This window comes from Actinoplanes sp. 13 (assembly GCF_056134165.1).
In genome coordinates this window covers 285,364-304,053 of the sequence record NZ_JBVYOQ010000004.1, presented here as the reverse complement: position 1 = coordinate 304,053, position 18,690 = coordinate 285,364, and the positions used below count along the sequence as shown (strand labels likewise).

Sequence of the window (18,690 nt, the reverse complement as noted above, 5' to 3'; positions counted from 1 at the left end):
TGATGATCCCCCAGCTCGGCGAGGAGGAGGCGCAGGCCGCCGCCGAGGCGATCCGCTCCGGCTGGGTCGCACAGGGGCCGCGCGTCGCGCGCTTCGAGCAGGAGTTCGCGGCCACCGTCGGCGCCGGGCACGGCGTCGCGGTGTCGTCCTGCACCACCGGCCTGCACCTGGCCCTGGTCCTGCTCGACATCAAGCCCGGCGACGAGGTGATCGTGCCGTCGCTGTCGTTCATCGCCACCGCGAACGCGGTCCGCTACGTCGGGGCCACCCCGGTCTTCGCCGACGTCGAGCTGGCCACCGGCAACCTGACGGTGGAGACGGTCGACGCGGTGCGCACCCCGCGCACCCGGGCAGTCATCGCGGTGCACCAGGGCGGCGTGCCGTTCGACACGGCCGCGCTGCGCAAGGCCGCCGGCGACTGGGGCGTGGGCCTGGTGGAGGACGCCGCCTGCGCGGCGGGTTCCACGGCGTACGGCCAGGCGGCCGGCACCGGGGCCCGGGTCGCCGCGTGGTCGTTCCACCCGCGGAAGCTGATCACCACCGGCGAGGGCGGCATGGTCACCGTCGACGCGCCGGAAGACGCGGCCCGGCTCAAGCGGCTGCGCGAGCACGGCATGAACGTCTCCGCCGCCGACCGGCACGCCAGCAAGCAGCCGGTGCTGGAGGCCTACCTGGAGACCGCGTTCAACTACCGGATGACCGACATCCAGGCCGCGGTGGGCCTGGTCCAGCTGGGCCGCCTGGCCGGCCTGGTCGCCCAGCGCCGAGAGCTGGCAGCCCGCTACCAGGAGCTGCTGGCCGACGTCGACGGCCTGGTGCCGGTGCGTGACCCGGCCTACGGGACGACCAACTACCAGTCGTTCTGGGTGCTGCTGGACGGCTTCGCGGCTTCGCGGGACGACGTGCTCACCGAGCTCGCGGCGAAGGGCGTCTCGGCGCGCCGGGGCATCATGGCCGCGCACCTCGAACCCGCGTACGCCGGCGTCGAGACGGCGCCGCTGCCGGTGACCGAGCGGATCACCCGGGAGTCGCTGATCCTGCCGCTGCACCACAAGCTGACCGAAGAGGATCAGCAGCACATCGTCGGCGTGCTGCGCGGCCTGGCCGGCCGGTGAGAGAGCTCGTCATCGTCGGTGCGGGCGGCTTCGCCCGGGAGACGGCCTCGGCCGCTCTCGACGCGGGCTGGCAGGTGCTGGGTTTCGTCGACGACGACCCGGCCCTGCACGGCACCGCCCGCTCCGGCCTGCCGATCCTCGGCCCGGTCGACAGCGTGCTGAAGATGGACGCCGCCGTCGTGGTGTGCGTGGGCAACCCGCGCAACTTCACCGCTCGGCGGCGCATCGTCGAACGGCTCGGCCTGCCGGCCGGCCGCTGGGCCACGGTGAAGCACCCGTCCGCCGTGGTGGGCGCCGGCAGCACTGTCGGCGCGGGCAGCGTGCTGCTCGCCGGAGCGGTGCTGACCGCGGACGTGACGGTGGGTTCGCACGTGGCGGTCATGCCGCAGGCCGTGCTCACCCACGACGACGAGATCCACGACTACGTCACGATCGCCTCCGGGGTCCGGCTGGGCGGCGGGGCGAATCTTTCGACCGGCGCGTACGTCGGCGCCGGCGCCCTGGTCCGCGAGGGTGTGACCGTGGGCGACTGGGCCCTGATCGGCATGGGCTCGGTGGTGCTGCGCGACGTGCCCCCGTCCGAGGTCTGGGCCGGCAACCCCGCCCGTTTCCTGCGTCAACTTTGAGGAGCACCATGTCCCGCATCCCGCTCGTCGACCTGGCCGCCGCCCACGCGGAGGTGGCCGAGGAGGTCGAGGCAGGCTTCAAGCGCGTCATCGCGGAGACCGCCTTCATCGGCGGCGCCGAGGTGGCCGCCTTCGAGCAGGAGTACGCCACGTTCTCCGGCCTGCCGCACTGCGTGGGCGTGGCCAACGGCACCGACGCGCTCGAACTGGCGTTGCGGGCGGTCGGCACCGGGCCGGGCGCCGAGGTGATCCTGCCGGCGAACACGTTCATCGCCACCGCCGAGGCGGTCGCCCGCACCGGCGCGAAGGTGGTGCTGGTCGACTGCGACCCGCGCACCTATCTGATCGACGTCGAGGCGGCGCTGGCCGCGGTCACCCCGGCCACCCGGGCGATCGTGCCGGTCCACCTCTACGGCCAGCTCGCCCCGGTCGAGCGGCTGCGCGCCGGTCTCGGCGGGCGGGACGTGGCGATCGTCGAGGACGCCGCCCAGTCCCAGGGCGCCACCCGGCACGGCGCCGGCTCCGGCGCCGACGGCATCGCCGCGACGAGCTTCTACCCCGGCAAGAACCTGGGGGCGTACGGCGACGCGGGCGCGGTCACCACCTCCTCCGCGGAGTGGGCCACCACCGTGCGCACCCTCGGCAGCCACGGCGGCCTGCGCAAGTACCACCACGACCTGGTCGGGGTGAACAGCCGGCTCGACGGCCTGCAGGCGGTCGTGCTGCGGGCCAAGCTGGCCCGGCTCGCCGACTGGAACGAGCGCCGCCGGGCCGCCGCCGCCCGCTACCACGAACTGCTGGCCGGCCTCGACGTCGTGCTGCCGGAGACCCTCGACGGCAACGAGCACGTCTGGCACATCTACTGCGTCCGGGTGGCCCGCCGCGACGAGGTGCTCGCGACGTTGAACGCCGCGGGCGTCGGCGCCGCCATCCACTACCCCATCCCGGTGCACCGGACCGGCGCGTTCGCGTCGCTCGGCGGGTCCTTCCCGAACGCCGAGGCCCTCGCCCCGGAGATCCTGTCCCTGCCGATCTACCCGCAGATCACCCCGGACCAGCAGGCCCGGGTGGCCGAGGAACTGACCAAGGCCCTGCACAGCTAGTTAGGAAACACATCGTGTACGTCTCGTTGCGCGACCGGCCCGGCTCCGGCGAGGAGTCAGCGACCGGGCGCACCGTCAAACGGGTCTCCTCGACCGTGGTGCTCCTCGGCGTGGTCAGCCTGCTGACCGACGTGTCGTCGGAGATGGTGGCCTCGGTTCTGCCGCTCTACCTGACCGCGGCGGTCGGGCTGAGCCCGGTCGCGTACGGCTTCCTGGACGGCATGTACCAGGGTGTCAGCGCCTTCCTGCGGATCGCCGGCGGCTATGCCGGCGACCGCGGGGGCCAGCCCAAGTGGGTGGCGGTGCTCGGCTACGGCGCCTCCGCGGTCAGCCGGATCGCCATGCTGATCGCCACCGGGTTCGCCGCGATCACCGCGGTGGTGACGGTCGACCGCCTCGGCAAGGGCCTGCGGACGGCACCGCGTGACGCGCTGATCGCCGAGGCGTCCGATCCGAAGATGCTGGGCCGGGCGTTCGGCGTGCACCGGACCTTGGACACCATCGGCGCCGCGCTCGGCCCGTTGGTGGCCTTCGCCCTCCTGGCGAGCGTGCCCGGCAGCTACGACTCGATCTGGGTGGTGTCGTTCGCGTTCGCCATCGTCGGCGTCGCCGTGCTGGTGCTTTTCGTGCCGAACCTGCGCACCGCCGCCGGGACCGCCCGGATCGGCCTGCGCCGCACCTTCCGCGCGGTCGCCGGCCGCAACCTGCGCCGCCCGCTGCTCGTCGCCGGCCTGCTCGGACTGCTCACCGTCGGCGACGGCTTCCTCTACCTGACCCTTCAGGAACGCGACGACTTCGCCGCCGTCTATTTCCCCCTCCTCTACGTCGGTACGAACGTCGCGTACCTGGCGCTGGCCGTGCCGATGGGCCGGCTGGCCGACCGGGTGGGCCGGGCCCGCGTGCTGGTGGCCGGGCACTGCGCGCTGCTCGCCTGCTACCTGCTCGCGGCGCTGCCGTCCGGTGGCATCGGGCTGACGCTCGCCGTGCTGCTCCTGCTCGGTGTCTTCTACGCCGCCACGGACGGCGTGCTGCCCGCGCTGGTCAGCCGGCTGATCCCGGCCGAGGCGCGGGGCAGCGGCATCGCGGCCGCCCAGACCGTGGTGGCGCTGGCCCGGTTCGCCTCCTCGCTCAGCTTCGGCCTGCTGTGGAGCCTGCAGGGTCCGGCCTGGTCACTGTGGCTGTTCGCGGGCTTGCTGGCCGTCGCGATCCCGGCCTCGGCCGTGCTGCTGCGCGGCATCGACCGGGTCGAGGAGACGGCGTGAGCACCCGGCTGCGCATCACCCTGCTGACCGTCGTGCTGATGATCGCGGTGCTCGGCGCGGGCGGCTATGTGTGGAACATCCGGCAGAGTCAGGCCGAGACGCTCGCCAAGGCGCCCACCGTCGCTCAGGGCGGGGACCTCGCAAGCCTGCGCAACCAGCCCCACGTGGTCTTCCGCAGCACGGCGCTGGGCCCGGAGTACGGCCGGGTGGCGGTGGTGCCACTGACGGCGCCGGGCGGCGCGCGCACGTTCACACCGGCCACGTGCGAACGGGTCTATGCGACAGCGGTGGACGCGATCTGCCTGACCGCGAAGCGGGGGCTGGTCACCACGTACCAGGCTCGGCTCCTGGACGCCTCCTGGGCACCGGCGCGTGAGCTGCCGCTCACCGGGATCCCCAGCCGCGCCCGGCTGTCCCGGGACGGTTCGCTGGCCGCCACCACGACGTTCGTCTTCGGGGACTCGTACGCCAACCCCGGTCAGTTCTCGACCCGTACCGTCGTCACCCGTACCGACGGCGAAGTGGTCGGGGACATCGAGAAGTTCACGCTGACGGTCGACGGCAAGGTGATCACCGCCGCGGACAAGAACCTGTGGGGTGTGACCTTCCGCGACGACGACGAGTTCTACGCCACGGCGGCCTCGGGCGGCAAGACCTGGCTGGTCCGGGGCAGCCTGTCGGCGCGGGCGGTCACCGCGCTGCACAGCGACGTGGAGTGCCCGTCGCTGTCACCGGACGGGACCCGGGTGGCGTTCAAGAAGCACGGCGACCTGCCTCCCGGCAGGTGGCGACTGGCGGTGTACGACCTGCGTACCGGCGCCGAGACCGTGCTGGCCGAGACCCGCAGCGTCGACGACCAGGTCGAGTGGCTCGACGACCGCACGGTCGTCTACGGCCTGGCCCGGGAGGCCGCCGGTACCGCGTCGAGCGACGTGTGGCAGGTGCCCGCCGACGGCTCGGGCACCCCCCAGATCCTCGTGCGGGACGCCTGGTCCCCCGCGGTGGTGCGCACTCCGTGAATCAGAAGGGCGACTTGTGACGGATCAACCCGAGGTGATGTTCCGGTTCAGTGGCCGGCTCGACGTGGCCGCGTGGCAGCGCAGGCACGCGCGCGGCGAGGTGCCGGACGCCTGGCCGTACGGGCTGAACCGGATGGCCGACCACGGTGTCCGGGTCACGTCGGCCCCGGTCTACACCGGTGACGCCCGGCTCGCCCGGGCCGCTCGCGGCGTGGGCCGGTACGAGTGGCTGGAATCCCGCACCACGACCGGGAATCCCGACGCGGTGCTCTGCTGGGACGAACGGGTCGGTGTGCCCACCGCGTGGTATGCCCGCCGGGCGAAACGTCCGTTGGTGATCAGCGGCGTGATCTGGCTGACCGACCAACCGCGCTCCGCCGGGGCCCACCGCCGGCTCGGTGTCGCCGGCCTGCGCCGCGCCGACCGGGTGTGGACGTTGTCGTCGGCCCAGATCCCGGTCCTGCGCGATGAGTTCGGCATCCCGGAACAGCGCCTCACGCACGTGCCGATGGGGGTCGACAGCGACTTCTTCACCCCGGACCCGGGCGCCGAGCCCAGGCCCGGTCTGGTGATCGGCGCCGGCAACGACCGGCACCGGGACCATGTCACCCTGGTCCGGGCACTGCAGCAGGTGCGGCGTACGCGACCGGGCACCCGCCTCGAGCTGGCCACCGCCCAGCCGATCGACGTGCCGGCCGACCTCGGCGTCCGGCACGAGGAACTGACCCACGGCCAGCTGCGCGACCTCTACCGCCAGTGCTCCGTGACAGCCGTGGCCCTGCACCCCAACCTGCACATCAGCGGCCTCACGGTGATCCTCGAAGCGATGGCCTGCGGCCGTCCGGTGGTGGTCACCCACACCCCGGGCATGCGTGATTTCGTCCAGCACGGCGTGACCGGCCTGCTGGTGCCGCCCGGTGACCCGGACGCCCTCGCCGCCGCCGTGGCCGAGCTGCTGGCCGACCCGCAGCGTGCCGCCGAGATGGGCGCGGCGGGCCGGCGTGACGTGGAGCAGCGCTTCACCACCGCGATCCAGGCCGGCCGGCTCGCCGGCCTGGTCCGCTGACCGGTCCGTACGGCAGCGGGCCGGTCAGGACTGCGGGCCGTAGACCTCGTCCTCGATCGTCTCGCGGGTGACCCGCTTCGCGTCGTCCCATGGCGTGACGCGGACGCTCGCGGCGACGGTGGCCGGTGCGGGGCCGTCGCCGCGAACCGTCTCGCCGAGCGCCTCGGCGATGCCGTGCGCGGTCGGGTGCGCCCACCGGACGTGCGGATTGTCCAGGGTGACCTTGGCGTAATCGGAGTCGGCCATCACCGGCACCACACCGCAGGCCAGCATCTCGTCCGGCACCAGCGACAGGTTGGTGAAGGACATCGCGATGCCGGCCGCGCACCGGTTGTAGAGCTCGGCCAGACCGGCCGGGCTGAGCACCCCGTGGTTGATCGCCGGGAACGGCACCTCGACGGTGGGGTCGCCGAACAGGTGGATCGGCTGGTCCGGGTAACGGCGGTGGAACTCGCTCAAGGCAAGCATCCCGATCAGGAAGCCGCGTCGCGGCACGTCCCGTTTGGCGTAGAAGACCACACCGGTACGCGGCTCGGCGTTCGTCAGCCCGTACACCGAGGTGTCGATGCCGAAGTTGGCCACCGCGGCCGTCACCCCGAACCGGTCCTGCAGCAGATTCGCCAGCATCGGTCCCACCGTGATCGACCGGAACCCGAAGCGGTAGGTGTCCTCGGCGAGCACGTAGTGCGAGCCCTGCGGGTAGAAGAACGGCTCGAAGTCCTGGATGAAGTAGAGCCGCCGGGTCGGCAGGTCGGCCCGGGACGCCAGCACGTGTGCGGTCTCCCAGGCCGAGGCGACATAGGCGTCCAGCGGTTCGAGGCCGTCCGCCACCGACCGGATCTCCGCCTTCATCCCGGGCCAGTACTGCCGGATGACCCGTTCGTGCCGGTCCAGGTCGCCCTTGAACGGGTCGTAGAGGTACAGGACACAGGTGTGCCCGGCCGCCTCCATGCCCTCGATCATGCGGAAGAAGGTGGTGTGCCCGCCCGACCCGCCGCCCGGCGGCGAGCAGATCCAGCCGACGGTGAGCGCCGAGCCCCGCTCCGGGCGGCGCGGGGGCACGGCCGGCCGAAGGCCCCGCGAGTCGGCCAGGTAGTCCAGATCGATCTGGGTCTCCAGCTCGGAGGCTCCCAGCCGCCGGTAGGCCACGCGAGCCGCGCGCTGCGCGACCCCGCGCACCCCGGCGTCCCGCAGGAGACGGAGGGCCTCCCGGCGACGGGCGTTCATGCGGCGCAGGTCAGGAGTCATCAGATGCTCAGGATCCCCAGTCGGCGTGCGAGACGCAGCGAACGGTCGAAGACGAACATACCGGCGGTGAACGTCACCAGGCAGAACACGGCCAGGATCAGCGTCGCCGCCAGCGGCGACAGCCCCTCGGCCGGCATGCCCGGCAGCAGCAGCTGGCGCTCGGCGGCGATGACGTACGAGTGCGGCACGAGGTAGCTGGCCCAGCGGATCCAGACCGGCAGCACTTCGATCGGGAACAGCGCGCCACCGAGCACCGAGGCCGCCAGGCTGTAGAGCATGACGACCGGCTCACCCCGCTTGAACAGCAGGATGAAGCTCGCCGCGAAAGAACCCAGCGCGTTGCAGGCGAGGATGCCGAGGAAGAGCACCAGCAGGCCGGCCGGGATGCCCGAGGGGTCGACCGGGCCGCCCAGCAACCAGCCCAGAGCGACCATCACGACCGCCAGCAGGGCGCCGGTGACGCTGCGCCAGACGTTCATCGCCACCGGGATGAGCGCCCACGGCACCGGCTCGACCAGGTACGTCTCGAGGGTGCCGCGTTCCATCGCGAAGTTGAGCCGGCCGGTGAGGCCGGTCAGGGCGTCCTGCAGACCGGCGATCACCGCGGCGCCGATGAGCATGGTCATGAACAGCTCGTCGGAGATGGTCAGGAAGGTGCTCTGGAAGTAGTACAGCAGCACCGGGAACACCACGGCGAGGTAGCGCATGATCGTCGAGGCCGGGAACATCCGTTCCTCGACGAGATCGATACGGATGTACGCCTCGAGCGTGTCGACGACCTTGGAGTACCGGCTCCGCTTGTTGATCGCAGCCGGATAGACGGAACTCATGCCTTGGCTCCCCGTTCGTACACCCGAGCGATGAGGTCACGCAGCGGCATCGGGTGTTCCCGCACGTGCCGGATGGACGCGGCCAGCGGGCCGAGCCGGGTGAGCACCGCACCCACCGGCTCGGCGCCGGAGTGCCCGTACCGCACCGAGGTGTCGTCGACGGAGGCCGCCAGGCCCTGCGCAGTCAGGTTGTCCGCGACCTCGTGCGCCGCGGCCGGTGTGTCCAGGACGAACTCGACCACCGGGCGATCCCACTCGCGGCGCAGGCTGTCCAGGTCGCCGGAGTACTTCACCCGGCCGCGGTCCATCAGCAGCGCGTGCGACTGCAGAGCCTCGATCTCCTCCAGACGGTGCGAGGAGATCAGGACGGCCAGGCGTTCCTGCTTGACCAGATCCATGATCAGGGTCAGCAGGCCGTGCGCGGCGATCGGGTCGACAGCGCCGGTGGGCTCGTCGAGGATCAGCGCGCGCGGGCCTGGGAGCATGGCGCGGGCCAGCCGCAGGCGAGCCCGCATGCCGGCCGAGAGGCCGGCCACGACGGACTCGGTCTGTGCGGTCAGGTTCACCGTCTCCAGCACGTACGGGATCCGCTCGGCCAGTTCCTTGCGGGGCATGCCCTGCAGCCGCCCGTGCAGCTGGAGGTTCTCCTTGCAGGTGGCGCGCATGAGCAGGCTGCGGTCCTCCGACGGCATCCAGCCGACGACCTGCCGGATTTGCTCGGAGTCACGGCCGGCGTCCAGGCCCAGCACGGTGGCGCTGCCGCCGGTGGACGTGGTCAGGCCGACCAGGATGCGGAACATGGTGGTCTTGCCGGCGCCGTTGGGGCCGACGATGGCGCAGATCTCGCCGGCCCGGACCGTCAGGTCGACGCCGTCCAGGGCCTTGACGGGCTGGGTGAGGTGGGACCGGGCGAAGATCCGCATCCAGCCCGGGGTGGGCTCGTACAGCTTCGTCAGGCCGGACAGGACGATCACGTCGTCGGCGTCCGGAGGGGAAAGGCTCGTCACAGTGACCGTACCGCCGGGGAGATGCCGGAGCGGCGCCAGCGGCGCCATCCGAGGTGGAGCACCGCGCGGTCGCGCAGTGCGGTGACAGGAGGCGGCACTACCGGTCCACGGCCCACGCTGGCCCTGGCGACGTACCGCTCGTAGGAACGCATCAGGGCGCTGCCGGCGGCGGCCGGCCAGATCTCGGTGGCCAGCTCGGCGAGCCGGGCCAGCTGCTTCGCCTCCGGCTCGGCGGGGCGGCCCCGCTCGTACGGGCGGCAGGCGAGGATCAGCGCCTCCCGCGCCAGCGCCCGGTAGGCGCCGGCGCGCAACGCCTCGGCGCCGGGCAGGCGGTCGCCGTCCTCGTCGAACAGGATCCGCAGGGTGAGGAAACGCTGCTCGATGTCGAGGACGTCGCCGGAGTACTCGCCGGTGTGCATGTTCGCGCCGTGCACCCGGTAGAAGGCCTGGTCGACGCCGTTGACGCGGCCGATGGCGGCACGGGTGCCGGCACGCAGCCACAGGTGGTAGTCGGCCGCGTGCGGCAGCCGGGAGTCGTACCCCACGAGGTCGCGCATGACGCTCGAACGCATCATCACCTCGGGGGTGTAGATCGGGTTGGTGGCGGTGCGCGTCACTTCAGCGACCCACTCCGGCCCGTCCCAGATCGACCAGGAGCGCAGCGTGGTGCGCGGCTCCGGGGGTTCGCCGATGAACCGGCGGGAGAAGCCGTAGACCAGGCCCACCTCGGGGTGGGCCCGCAGCAGGGCTGCCGAGCGGGCGAGTGAGCCCTTGGCGAGCAGGTCGTCGGCGGAGAGCAGGACGACGAACTCACCCTCGGCGGCCGCCAGCCCCTCGTTGTAGGTGGCGATGTGCCGCATGTTCTTCTCGTGGGCGATGACGCGCACCCGAGGGTCCTCCGCGGCGATCCGCCGGGCGACCTCCGCGCTGCCGTCCGGTGAGGCGTCGTCCACGATGAGGGCGTCGACGTCGACCTGGTCCGCGTCGGCGAAGACCGTCGCCAGGCACTCCGCCAGGAAGTGCCCGTAGTTGTAGCAGGGGATGACGACGGTGACACGGGGCCGGTCAGCCAGCACCTGTGGGGTTACCTTGCGCACCGGTCAGCCCTTTCCGCTCGGCTCTCGGTGATCCTAGGTTCGCCAGGCATGATCACTTTCCTGTCGTCGGATTGCCGACCGTCCGTTGTGGACGGGGCCGGCGCTCGAACGCGCCGGCCCCGTGGCATCAGTTCGGGATGAAGTAGACGTCGACCCAGAAGTTGTGGTTCGACGCGTTGTTCGGGAACCCGCCGTCGTACGTGTAGACGCCACCCGCCGGCGGCACCCGCAGAGGCCCGTTCTCGTACCCGGGGGCGAACTGGTTCAGATTCGCCGCGTAGTAACCCTTCGTCGTCCGGTAGGACACCACGAAGTTCGTGTCCGCCGAGATGCTGACCGGCTTCTCGAACAGCATCGTCTGCCAGCCCGAGCCGGTCTCGTACTCGAACGTTCCGGAGGCGATCTCCTGGCCACCCGCGGTCCACAGCGTGCCCCGGTGGGTCCCGGTGTTCTGGGTGCCCTTCCAGAAGCGGATGCCGTGCACCTTGCCGGCCACGTCGGACCGGAACTTGACGCCGACCTCGATGCCCGAGTTGTCGTCGAAGTTCTCCACGGCCGGGGTGGTCGAGCCGAGGATCGTCTGCGCGCCCGCGGGCGGGGCCGGCTGCTCGGCCGGCGGCGGCGGGCCGTCCGGGACGAAGAGCGGGTCCACCCAGTAGTTGGAGGCGCCGTACGAGTTCTCCGGCAACCGGTCACTGCCGTACGCGTAGACCCCGTTGGCGCCGGTCGCCGCCACCATGGTCCGGTCCGGAGCCGTGCGCGCCTCGTTGAAGTAACCCGAGGTGGCGGCGTAGTTGCCCTGCGGCGCCCAGTACGCGACCGTGTACGTCGTCCCGGCGGTCACGGTCGCCGGCGTGGCGAAGTGCACCGACTGCCAGCCGGAGGCGCTCTCCGAGCCGAAGGTGGCCTTGGCCATCTCCCCGCCGTCCGGCCCGTACAACGTGCCGGTGTGGACGCCGTTGTTACCGGCGCCCTTGTAGAAGCGCACGCCGATGACTTTTCCGCCCACCGTCGGCTTGAAGCGCACCCCCAGCGTGAGCGCGTCGGAGTCGCCGGCCGACGGGCTCGCCGGGGTGGCGTCCGGCGCGAACAGCGTGGACACCTTGGCGTACGGCGTCGTGGTGAAGGTCCACTCGACCGGCGCGCTGGCGGTGCCCTGCTGATCCTGGGCGACGACCCGGGCGGTGTAGGCGACCGCGGTGCTCAGCGCCGCGGACGGCCGGAACGTCACCGACTGGCTGTCGGCGTCGTAGACCGTGGAACCCGGGACCCCGGTGCCGTCGGCCTTGCGCAGCGTGAACTGCACCGACGAGGCGTTGAGCGGCTTGGAGAACACCGCCATCGGCTGGGCGGCCAGGCTGACGCCGGTCTCGCCCTCCTCGGGAGCGGTGGTCAGCACCGTCGGCGCCGCCGTCTCGCCGTCGACGAAGGTGACGTCGACGTAGTAGTTGGCGTCGGTCGACGAGGCGTTCACCGGGAAGCCGGAGCCGCCCCGGTAGAGCCCGTTGCCCTGCGAGGTCACGCCGCGCGGCGCGGTCAGCGGTCCGGACTTCCAGTCCGTGCTGCTGAAGAAGCGGTCGTCCGCCGCGTACCGGCCGTTGGGAGCGTAGTAGCCCACGATGTAGGTGGTGTTCTTGGTGACCTTGAGCGGCTGGCTGAACTTCAGCCGCTGCCACCCGGTCGCCGTCTCGTTGACGAAGGTGCCGGTGCGCAGCTGGTTGCCGTCCGACGACCACACCGTGCCGGTGTGGTTGCCGGTGTTGCCGGTGCCCTTGTAGAAGCGCACGCCGGTGATCGTGCCGTTGCTGGCGGGGATGAACTTGGTGCCGAGGGTGACTCCGGAGCCGTCGTCGGCAACCGGTACGTTCGGCACCCGCTGGCCGAACAGCGTGGCCGGACCGTCCAGGCCCAGCGCGAGCACGGCCGGGCTGGTGCCGATGTTGCCGCTGTCGTCGATCGCGCGGGCCCGGACCACCTGCACGGTGGCGCCGGTGGCGTAGAAGCTGTAGCTCCAGGCCGAACCGCCCGTGGCAGGATGCCAGGTCGCGCCGTCGTCGGTGGAGACCTCGACACCGGCGACCCGGCCACCGCCGAGGTCGGTGGCGGTGCCCTTGACCGTCACCTTCGACCCGTTGGTCACCGAGGAGCCGGTTGCGGGTGAGGTGAAGGCCGTGGTGGGCGCCACGGTGTCGGTGGACGCGCTCGCCGCGACCAGGGTCGACATCAGGGTGGCCGGCTGCACGCCCATGTCGGCGAACAGGTTGACCGTCGCCTGCTGCATCACCGGGTCGGCCGGGCTCTGGTCGCCGTCGTGCTTCTCGTCCAGGCCCCAGGCCCACTGGATGGTGCCGGCGCCGAACACCAGCGCACCGCTCGGGGCTTTGTACATGGTCATGTGGTGGGTGGTGGTGCCGGGCTTGGTCTGCAGGCCGAAGTCCTGCAGGTACTCCGGCGCCGCGCCGGTGGTGGTGGACAGCCGGAAGAGGCCCGGCGGCCGGTAGCCGTTGTCCACGTCCTCGTCGGATTCGTAACCGACCGTGTGCGGGGCGAGGGTGAAGGTCTCGCCGGCGTCCTGCTCGGCCGCGTCGGTGTGCCGCCAGAACCGGTTCTTCCCCTGGTCGGCGGGGACCTTCATGGCCAGGTCGGTGTTGTTGGACATGTACATGGTGCCGGTCAGCGCGTTCTCCGGCCGCCCGCCGTCGGACGGCGGGCTGAAGCGCGGGTCACGCCAGGTGCCGGTCCACTCCGACGACGGGTCGATCTTGGCGCCGGCCCAGGTCTCCTTGTAGCAGACCAAGGTGCGGTTGGCGGTGTTGGACCCGTCGACGCTCGGCTCCCAGCGGGTCTTCCAGTAGACCTCGTTGCCGCTGAAGAAGGCGAGGTGGACGCCCGCGTCCCGGGCCGCCTCGACGTTCGTGCGCTCCGGGCCGGACCAGTACTCGTCGTGCCCCACCGACAGGAACACCTTGTGCTTCTTGATCAGATGACCGCGGATGTCCGCGTCGAGGTCGGTGGCGTAGCTGACGTCGTAGCCGTTGCGCTCCAGGAACCGCAGCATCGGGTACTCGTTGCTGAACAGGTAGTCCCGGCCGGCGGCCAGGCCCCGCGTCTCGTACGGCCGGTTGTAGCTCACCTTGAGCGCCCGCCCCAGCGGGCCGCCCCAGTAGAAGTTCGAGCCGCCGTAGGTGTTGTACGCCTGCCAGGTCGCGTCGGACGTCTTGAAGTACATCTTCGAGGTGCCGGCGTCGTTGCGGACCACGAACGGGATCTGACTGGTGTCGCCGGCCTCGGGGATCTCGCTGCCGTTCTCGGCCGGCTTGATGGTCAGCTTGGCGATGAAGATGCCGGAGACGGTACCGGCCGGCATCTGCCAGGTCGCCGAGACCGTCCAGTTGCCGCAGTCGAAGATCTCGGTGGAGGAGTTCCTGATGCACTCCGGCTGGGGGTCGCCCAGAGTGGGATTCAGCGTGTCGATCTTGCGCGCGCCGTCGCCCTTGTACCAACCCAGGCGGTAGATGTCGATCCGGTACGCGGCAGCAGCCTTGATCTTGAACTTGACCGGCTGGCCGACGTTGACGCTGGACTCGGTGGTGAAGCCCTGGATGGTGTCGTCGCCGGCACCCCAGATCTCGTCCCACTCCTCAGGGGAGGTGCCGTCCTTGCTGTTCTCGCACACGATCGGGTTGACCGGGTTGGCGCACGGGTCGGCCGCATAGGCCGGAACACCGCCGACCGCACCGGTCGACACCATCACCGCCGCACAACTCGCCGCCGCCACGGCGACCTTGACCACATTTCTCATCGGGCGGGACGACAGCGGCCACACCGCTGTCGCAGACGACCAACGGGCCCGCCAGCCCGATGGGTCAAATTTCCCATTCACCGCGTTAACTCCCCCACGATTACCCCCCACAAAAGAAACACCCGCCCATTGTTATCGGCCAGACAATAATGGGCGGGCGGAAGCACAACAACGCACGTCCATCCGCATTGGAACGCCGTCGGTCGGTGCCGGATCCCCCATTCAGGCACCGATGATCATGCGAACTGTCAGGGCGTGCAGCGGATCGGACAGTTACGTTCGTCAGGACTGTTTGGACTCGACGAACGCGGTGAGACTACCGAGCGTCTCGAACAGCTCCGCGGTCACCTCTTCGTCGTCCACTGTGATGCCGAACCGCTCCTCGAGCCCCGCCACGATCTCCAGCACCGCCATCGAGTCGAGCTCCGGCAGGCTGCCCAGCAGCGGGGTGGAAGCGTCCAGTGAGGCCGCGCGGTCCTCGATGCCGAGGATCGAGACCAGCAGCGAGCGGACCTCGCCGAGCTTGTCCGAGTGGGTGGTGTCCACGAAATCTCCTTCAGGGTCGGTTCAGAGCAAGATCTCGGCCGGAGCCGGATGCCCGAGGAAGGCCGTCGGGCTCGCGGTGAGGCCGTACGCGCCGGCTTGGAACAGTACGACCAGGTCACCAACGCCGGCCGGGGGCAACGACACGTCGTTGCCGAGCATGTCCAGCGGCGTGCACAGGCAGCCCACCACGGACACCGTCTCGACCGGCTCCTCGTCGATCCGCTCCGCCACCGCGAGCGGGTAGTTGCGCCGGATCACCTGGCCGAAGTTGCCGGAAGCGGCGAGCTGATGGTGCAGGCCACCGTCGACGACCAGATAGGTCTTGCCGCGGGACTCCTTGCGGTCGACCACCCGGGTCACGTACACACCGGCTTCACCGACGAGGTACCGGCCGAGCTCCAGGGCGACCCGGGCCTGCGGCAGGCCGGCGGCCACCGGGCCGTTCACCAGCTCGGTGAGGTTCGCCCCGATCGCCGCCAGGTCGAGCGGGCTGTCCTTGTCGTGGTACGGGATGCCGAAACCACCACCGAGGTTCAGGTAGCGCACCGGCAGCGGCGACTCCCCGGCCAGCCGGACCGCCAGGTCGACGGTGCGCCGCTGCGCCTCGCACAGACTCTCGGCGTGCAGGTTCTGCGAGCCGGCGAAGATGTGGAAGCCGAGGAACTCCACGTCGGCGTGGACGAGGTCCTTGAGCAGCGCGGGCACCCGCTCGCAGTCGATCCCGAACTGCTGCGGGCCGCCACCGAGACGCATCCCGGACCCCTTGACGGCGAAGTCCGGATTGACGCGCACGGCCACCCGGGGCCGGATGTCGAGCGCGCGCCCCAGCGCGGCGATCCGCTCGGCCTCGTTCTCCGACTCCATCTCGATGGTCACCCCGGCCGCGATCGCCTGGCGCAGCTCGGCGTCGGTCTTGCCCGGGCCGGCGAAGCTGACCCGGTCGGGCGGCAGCGGGGTGTCCAGCGCGGTGCGCATCTCCAGTGCCGAGGCGACGTCCAGGCCGTCCAGCAGGCCGCTGAGGTGTTGCACGACCGCCGGCATCGGGTTGGCCTTGACCGCGTAGCTCAACTTCACCGCGGCCGGGAGAGTCGCCCGCAGCAACGCGACCCGCTCGGTGATCAGCCGCCGGTCGTACGCGAAGAACGGCGTGCTGCCGACCCGCTCGGCCAGCCGGTCCACGGGGACACCGCCGACGCTGAGTCTGCCGCCGTCCCGGCCGAACGCGGCCGCCGTCGAGTGGTTCGTCACTGGGTCAGCTCCTGACGGATCAGATTGCGGTCGAACTTGCCGTTCGGTGAGCGCGGCAGCGTCGGCCGCACCACGATGCGGCGGGGCACCATGTACAGCGGCAGGTCGCGCTTGAACGCGGCGATCAGGGCGGCGGTGTCCACCTCGCCCGAGTCCGGCGGGCTGGCCACCAGCACGACCTGCTGACCGAGAGTGTCGTCGGGCAGGCCGAGCGCGACAGCGTCGCGGACGAGGCCGCTGTCGTACGCGACCTCCTCGATCTCGGTCGGGCTGACCCGGTACCCGGAGGTTTTGATCATGTCGTCGGCGCGGCCGACGAAGTAGAGGAAACCCTCCTCGTCGCGGACGACAGTGTCGCCGGAGAACACCGCGATCTCCGGGACGAGGCCACCCGCCCGCCCGGGCAGCGGACGGAACCGCTCCGCGGTGCGTTCGGGGTCGTTCCAGTAGCCGAGGGCCACCAGCGCGCCGCGGTGCACCAGCTCGCCCTCCTCACCGGGCTCGGTGGGCGTGCCGTCCGGGCGGAGCACGAGGATCTCCGCGTTGGGGATGGCTTTGCCGATCGAGTCCGGACGGCGGTCCACCTCGGCCGGATCGAGGTAGGTGGAGCGGAACGCCTCGGTCAGCCCGTACATCAGGAAGGGCCGGGCCTGCGGGAAGTGCCCGCGGAGCTTCTCCAGGGTGGCCTTGGGCATCCGGCCGCCGGTATTGGCGAAGTACCGCAGGTGCCCGGTGGCCTCCTCGGTCCACTTCTGCTCGGCCAACTGCAGCCAGAGCGGCGCCACGCAGGTCAGGCCGGTGACCCGGTGCTTGGCGCAGAGCCGCACCACGTCGCGAGCCAGCAGGTAGTTCATCAGGATGACGTGCGCACCGACCGTGAAGGCGGTCGTGAGCTGGCTGAATCCGGCGTCGAAGCTGAGCGGCAGCGCGGCCAGGACGACGTCGTCGCTCTGATTGCCGAGGTACTGGCTGACGCTCTCGCCACCGATGAGCAGGTTGCGGTGAGAGAGCACCACGCCCTTGGGGCGGCCCGTGCTGCCCGAGGTGTAGAGGATCGCCGCGATGTCGACGTCGGCGGCGCCGATGACCGCCGCTGCCGGCTCACCGGCGACGAGTTCGTCCCAGGTGACCGTCGCGTCCGCGGGCGAGCCACCGATCAGGACCACGACCTCGACCGATTTCAACTGTTCGAGCTCCCCGCGGAGCAACGCGTACCGTTCCGGCGTGGTGATCAGGAACCGCACCGTGCAGTCGGCCAGGATGTAGCCCACCTGCTTCGCCCGCAACAGCGGGTTGACCGGCACAAACACGCCGTCGGCCGCGGAGACGCCGAAGACGGCCTCGACCGTCTCGATCCGCTTCTCGGCCCACACCGCCACCCGGTCGCCGCGCTGCAGGCCCAGCCGGCGCAGGCCGGTGGCGACCTGGAGCACGCCCCGCCAGAGACCGGCGTAGTCACGGGTGTCGTCGCCGTAGGTCAGCGCGGGTGCGTCGCCCCGCAGGCCGGCCGCCGCGGCGACGACCTCGTGCAGTCTGGTACGCATGGTGCGGTTTCTTCCTATCGTCGGATCCGGCGGGATCACCAGTTGAGGCAGACCAGCTCGCTGTAGAGATAGTCGATGTCGCCGGGGCCGAGGTTCTCGCTGCGGAACATCTTCCGGCGATGGGCGGTCAGCCGCACCGACAGCAGTGGACGGTCACCGGCGACGCGCGTCTCGGCCAGGGTCAGCAGCACCCCGTGCCGTAGCAGCAGATGGCTGAGCAGCCGCCGGCGCATCCGGCGGAACAGGGCCGGGTTGCTGACGTGCAGAATGGTGGCAAACAGCGGCAGGCCCTTGCGGCGGTCCCGGCGGAACACCACCAGGCAGGACTCGGGGCCGTCGGCCAGGACGACGTGCTGGGCGGCCGCCGCGTCCGCGTGGTCGAGGTAGACCGCCAGGTCCGCGCCGGTGAGGGTGCGGCGGATCCGCCCGGGCTGCGAACTGACCCGGCGCCGGCCGGGGAACGCCGGCCACGGCAGATTCGGGATCAGCGCGGTGTCGGTCTCCAGGAACCGGAAGCCCAGCCGGGTGTTGATCCCCACCACATTGCCGCTGGGCGACAGGTCGGTGAAGTGGTAGCCGGGCTGCGCCAACAGGGCCTTGAGCAGTTTCAGGCTGTGGAAGCGCTGTTCCGGCAGCACGCACCAGGCGCCGAGGTTGCAGAACCGCTCGGTGCGCCCGGCGACCTCACGCTCGGAGTAGAAGGCCAGCAGCGCGCCGGCGATCGCGCCGGTGTCGTCGGTCAGCATGACCCCGTGGTTGGGCGCGTCGACCTTCCACGGGACCTCCCCGGCCCGGGCCCAGGCCTCGACCGGAACCCGGCTGTTGAGGTGAGTGTGCAGGAACTCCGCGACGCGCCGGACGTCCCCGGTGGTGATGGGTGCGACCCGGACGCCCATCTAGGCCCTCGACCCGCTGCGATGACCGGCGGAGCGACTCAGGGTGGGGGTCAAAGCGATATTCCTTTCGCGTCCGGTGCCACGAGGACCGTATCGCGCCGACGCGCGGCGGCATCGGGCGGTGCCGGATTTCCGTCACGATCAAACAGGAACGTCGGGCGTGCAGACTCTCGCACCGGATGCTTCCACCGGAAAATCCGCTGAACGGTCCGGAAAAAGAGCCGAGTGCCTCGTCCTATTTGCACACGTCGGACCCGATGACACGCCCCCATCCGGTGACG

Annotated in this window: 15 protein-coding genes; 6 read left to right on the top strand and 9 right to left on the bottom strand. The window is 71.0% G+C overall.

The features are described 5' to 3' along the window. The first annotated feature begins 2 nt into the window (after positions 1–2). From AC0NH5_RS11775 to AC0NH5_RS11750, 6 genes are read left to right on the top strand one after another with little or no spacing between them, the layout of a single operon-like run. A complete protein-coding gene (locus tag AC0NH5_RS11775) occupies positions 3–1,115 on the top strand; it encodes a DegT/DnrJ/EryC1/StrS family aminotransferase (protein WP_474402714.1) in 1,113 nt (370 codons plus the stop codon). Next, a complete protein-coding gene (locus AC0NH5_RS11770; protein ID WP_474402712.1) occupies positions 1,112–1,741 on the top strand; it encodes an acetyltransferase in 630 nt (209 codons plus the stop codon). Before AC0NH5_RS11775 ends, AC0NH5_RS11770 begins: the two co-directional genes overlap by 4 nt. Positions 1,742–1,749: 8 nt before the next feature. Next, positions 1,750–2,844, top strand: a complete 1,095-nt coding sequence (locus AC0NH5_RS11765) for a DegT/DnrJ/EryC1/StrS family aminotransferase (protein ID WP_474402711.1) — start codon at positions 1,750–1,752, stop codon at positions 2,842–2,844. Positions 2,845–2,858: 14 nt separating this feature from the next. After that, positions 2,859–4,106 (top strand): MFS transporter, encoded by a 1,248-nt coding sequence (locus AC0NH5_RS11760; RefSeq protein ID WP_474402709.1) that lies wholly within the window; start codon positions 2,859–2,861, stop codon positions 4,104–4,106. Beyond that, positions 4,103–5,125: a TolB family protein gene (locus AC0NH5_RS11755; protein ID WP_474402708.1), complete on the top strand. Its 1,023-nt coding sequence runs from the start codon at positions 4,103–4,105 to the stop codon at positions 5,123–5,125. The genes AC0NH5_RS11760 and AC0NH5_RS11755 overlap by 4 nt, the downstream gene beginning before the upstream one ends. A gap of 16 nt (positions 5,126–5,141) precedes the next feature. Further along, on the top strand, positions 5,142–6,191 hold the full coding sequence (locus AC0NH5_RS11750; protein ID WP_474402707.1) for a glycosyltransferase family 4 protein: 1,050 nt from the start codon (positions 5,142–5,144) through the stop codon (positions 6,189–6,191). Positions 6,192–6,215: 24 nt separating this feature from the next. On the opposite strand, the gene AC0NH5_RS11745 is transcribed toward AC0NH5_RS11750, so the two are convergent. The 9 genes from AC0NH5_RS11745 to AC0NH5_RS11705 form a co-directional block, all read right to left on the bottom strand. Then, positions 6,216–7,439, bottom strand: coding sequence for a rhamnosyltransferase WsaF family glycosyltransferase (locus AC0NH5_RS11745; RefSeq protein WP_474402706.1), 1,224 nt, complete (start codon positions 7,437–7,439; stop codon positions 6,216–6,218). Beyond that, positions 7,439–8,269 (bottom strand): ABC transporter permease, encoded by an 831-nt coding sequence (locus tag AC0NH5_RS11740; protein WP_474402705.1) that lies wholly within the window; start codon positions 8,267–8,269, stop codon positions 7,439–7,441. Before AC0NH5_RS11740 ends, AC0NH5_RS11745 begins: the two co-directional genes overlap by 1 nt. Beyond that, positions 8,266–9,276, bottom strand: a complete 1,011-nt coding sequence (locus AC0NH5_RS11735; RefSeq protein ID WP_474402704.1) for an ABC transporter ATP-binding protein — start codon at positions 9,274–9,276, stop codon at positions 8,266–8,268. The genes AC0NH5_RS11740 and AC0NH5_RS11735 overlap by 4 nt, the downstream gene beginning before the upstream one ends. After that, positions 9,273–10,373, bottom strand: coding sequence for a glycosyltransferase family 2 protein (locus AC0NH5_RS11730; protein ID WP_474402703.1), 1,101 nt, complete (start codon positions 10,371–10,373; stop codon positions 9,273–9,275). The genes AC0NH5_RS11735 and AC0NH5_RS11730 overlap by 4 nt, the downstream gene beginning before the upstream one ends. A gap of 127 nt (positions 10,374–10,500) precedes the next feature. Further along, on the bottom strand, positions 10,501–14,175 hold the full coding sequence (locus AC0NH5_RS11725) for a DUF4082 domain-containing protein (protein WP_474402702.1): 3,675 nt from the start codon (positions 14,173–14,175) through the stop codon (positions 10,501–10,503). A gap of 282 nt (positions 14,176–14,457) precedes the next feature. Beyond that, entirely contained in the window at positions 14,458–14,721 is a 264-nt protein-coding gene (locus AC0NH5_RS11720; protein WP_474402701.1) for an acyl carrier protein, read from the bottom strand. Positions 14,722–14,742: 21 nt separating this feature from the next. Then, positions 14,743–15,969 (bottom strand): pyridoxal-dependent decarboxylase, exosortase A system-associated, encoded by a 1,227-nt coding sequence (locus AC0NH5_RS11715; RefSeq protein ID WP_474402700.1) that lies wholly within the window; start codon positions 15,967–15,969, stop codon positions 14,743–14,745. Beyond that, positions 15,966–17,513, bottom strand: coding sequence for an acyl-CoA ligase (AMP-forming), exosortase A system-associated (locus tag AC0NH5_RS11710; RefSeq protein WP_474402699.1), 1,548 nt, complete (start codon positions 17,511–17,513; stop codon positions 15,966–15,968). The genes AC0NH5_RS11715 and AC0NH5_RS11710 overlap by 4 nt, the downstream gene beginning before the upstream one ends. A gap of 35 nt (positions 17,514–17,548) precedes the next feature. After that, positions 17,549–18,409 carry a hypothetical protein gene (locus tag AC0NH5_RS11705; RefSeq protein WP_474402698.1) on the bottom strand — a complete coding sequence of 287 codons (861 nt, stop codon included), beginning with the start codon at positions 18,407–18,409 and terminating at the stop codon, positions 17,549–17,551. Between the last annotated feature and the right edge of the window lie 281 nt (positions 18,410–18,690).

Coding starts and splice junctions, on each gene's coding strand:
- AC0NH5_RS11775 (WP_474402714.1), top strand. CDS start 3: ATGATCCCCCAGCTCGGCGAGGAGGAGGCGCAGGCCGCCGCCGAGGCG.
- AC0NH5_RS11765 (WP_474402711.1), top strand. CDS start 1,750: ATGTCCCGCATCCCGCTCGTCGACCTGGCCGCCGCCCACGCGGAGGTG.
- AC0NH5_RS11745 (WP_474402706.1), bottom strand. CDS start 7,439: ATGACTCCTGACCTGCGCCGCATGAACGCCCGTCGCCGGGAGGCCCTC.
- AC0NH5_RS11740 (WP_474402705.1), bottom strand. CDS start 8,269: ATGAGTTCCGTCTATCCGGCTGCGATCAACAAGCGGAGCCGGTACTCC.
- AC0NH5_RS11725 (WP_474402702.1), bottom strand. CDS start 14,175: ATGAGAAATGTGGTCAAGGTCGCCGTGGCGGCGGCGAGTTGTGCGGCG.
- AC0NH5_RS11710 (WP_474402699.1), bottom strand. CDS start 17,513: ATGCGTACCAGACTGCACGAGGTCGTCGCCGCGGCGGCCGGCCTGCGG.
- AC0NH5_RS11705 (WP_474402698.1), bottom strand. CDS start 18,409: ATGGGCGTCCGGGTCGCACCCATCACCACCGGGGACGTCCGGCGCGTC.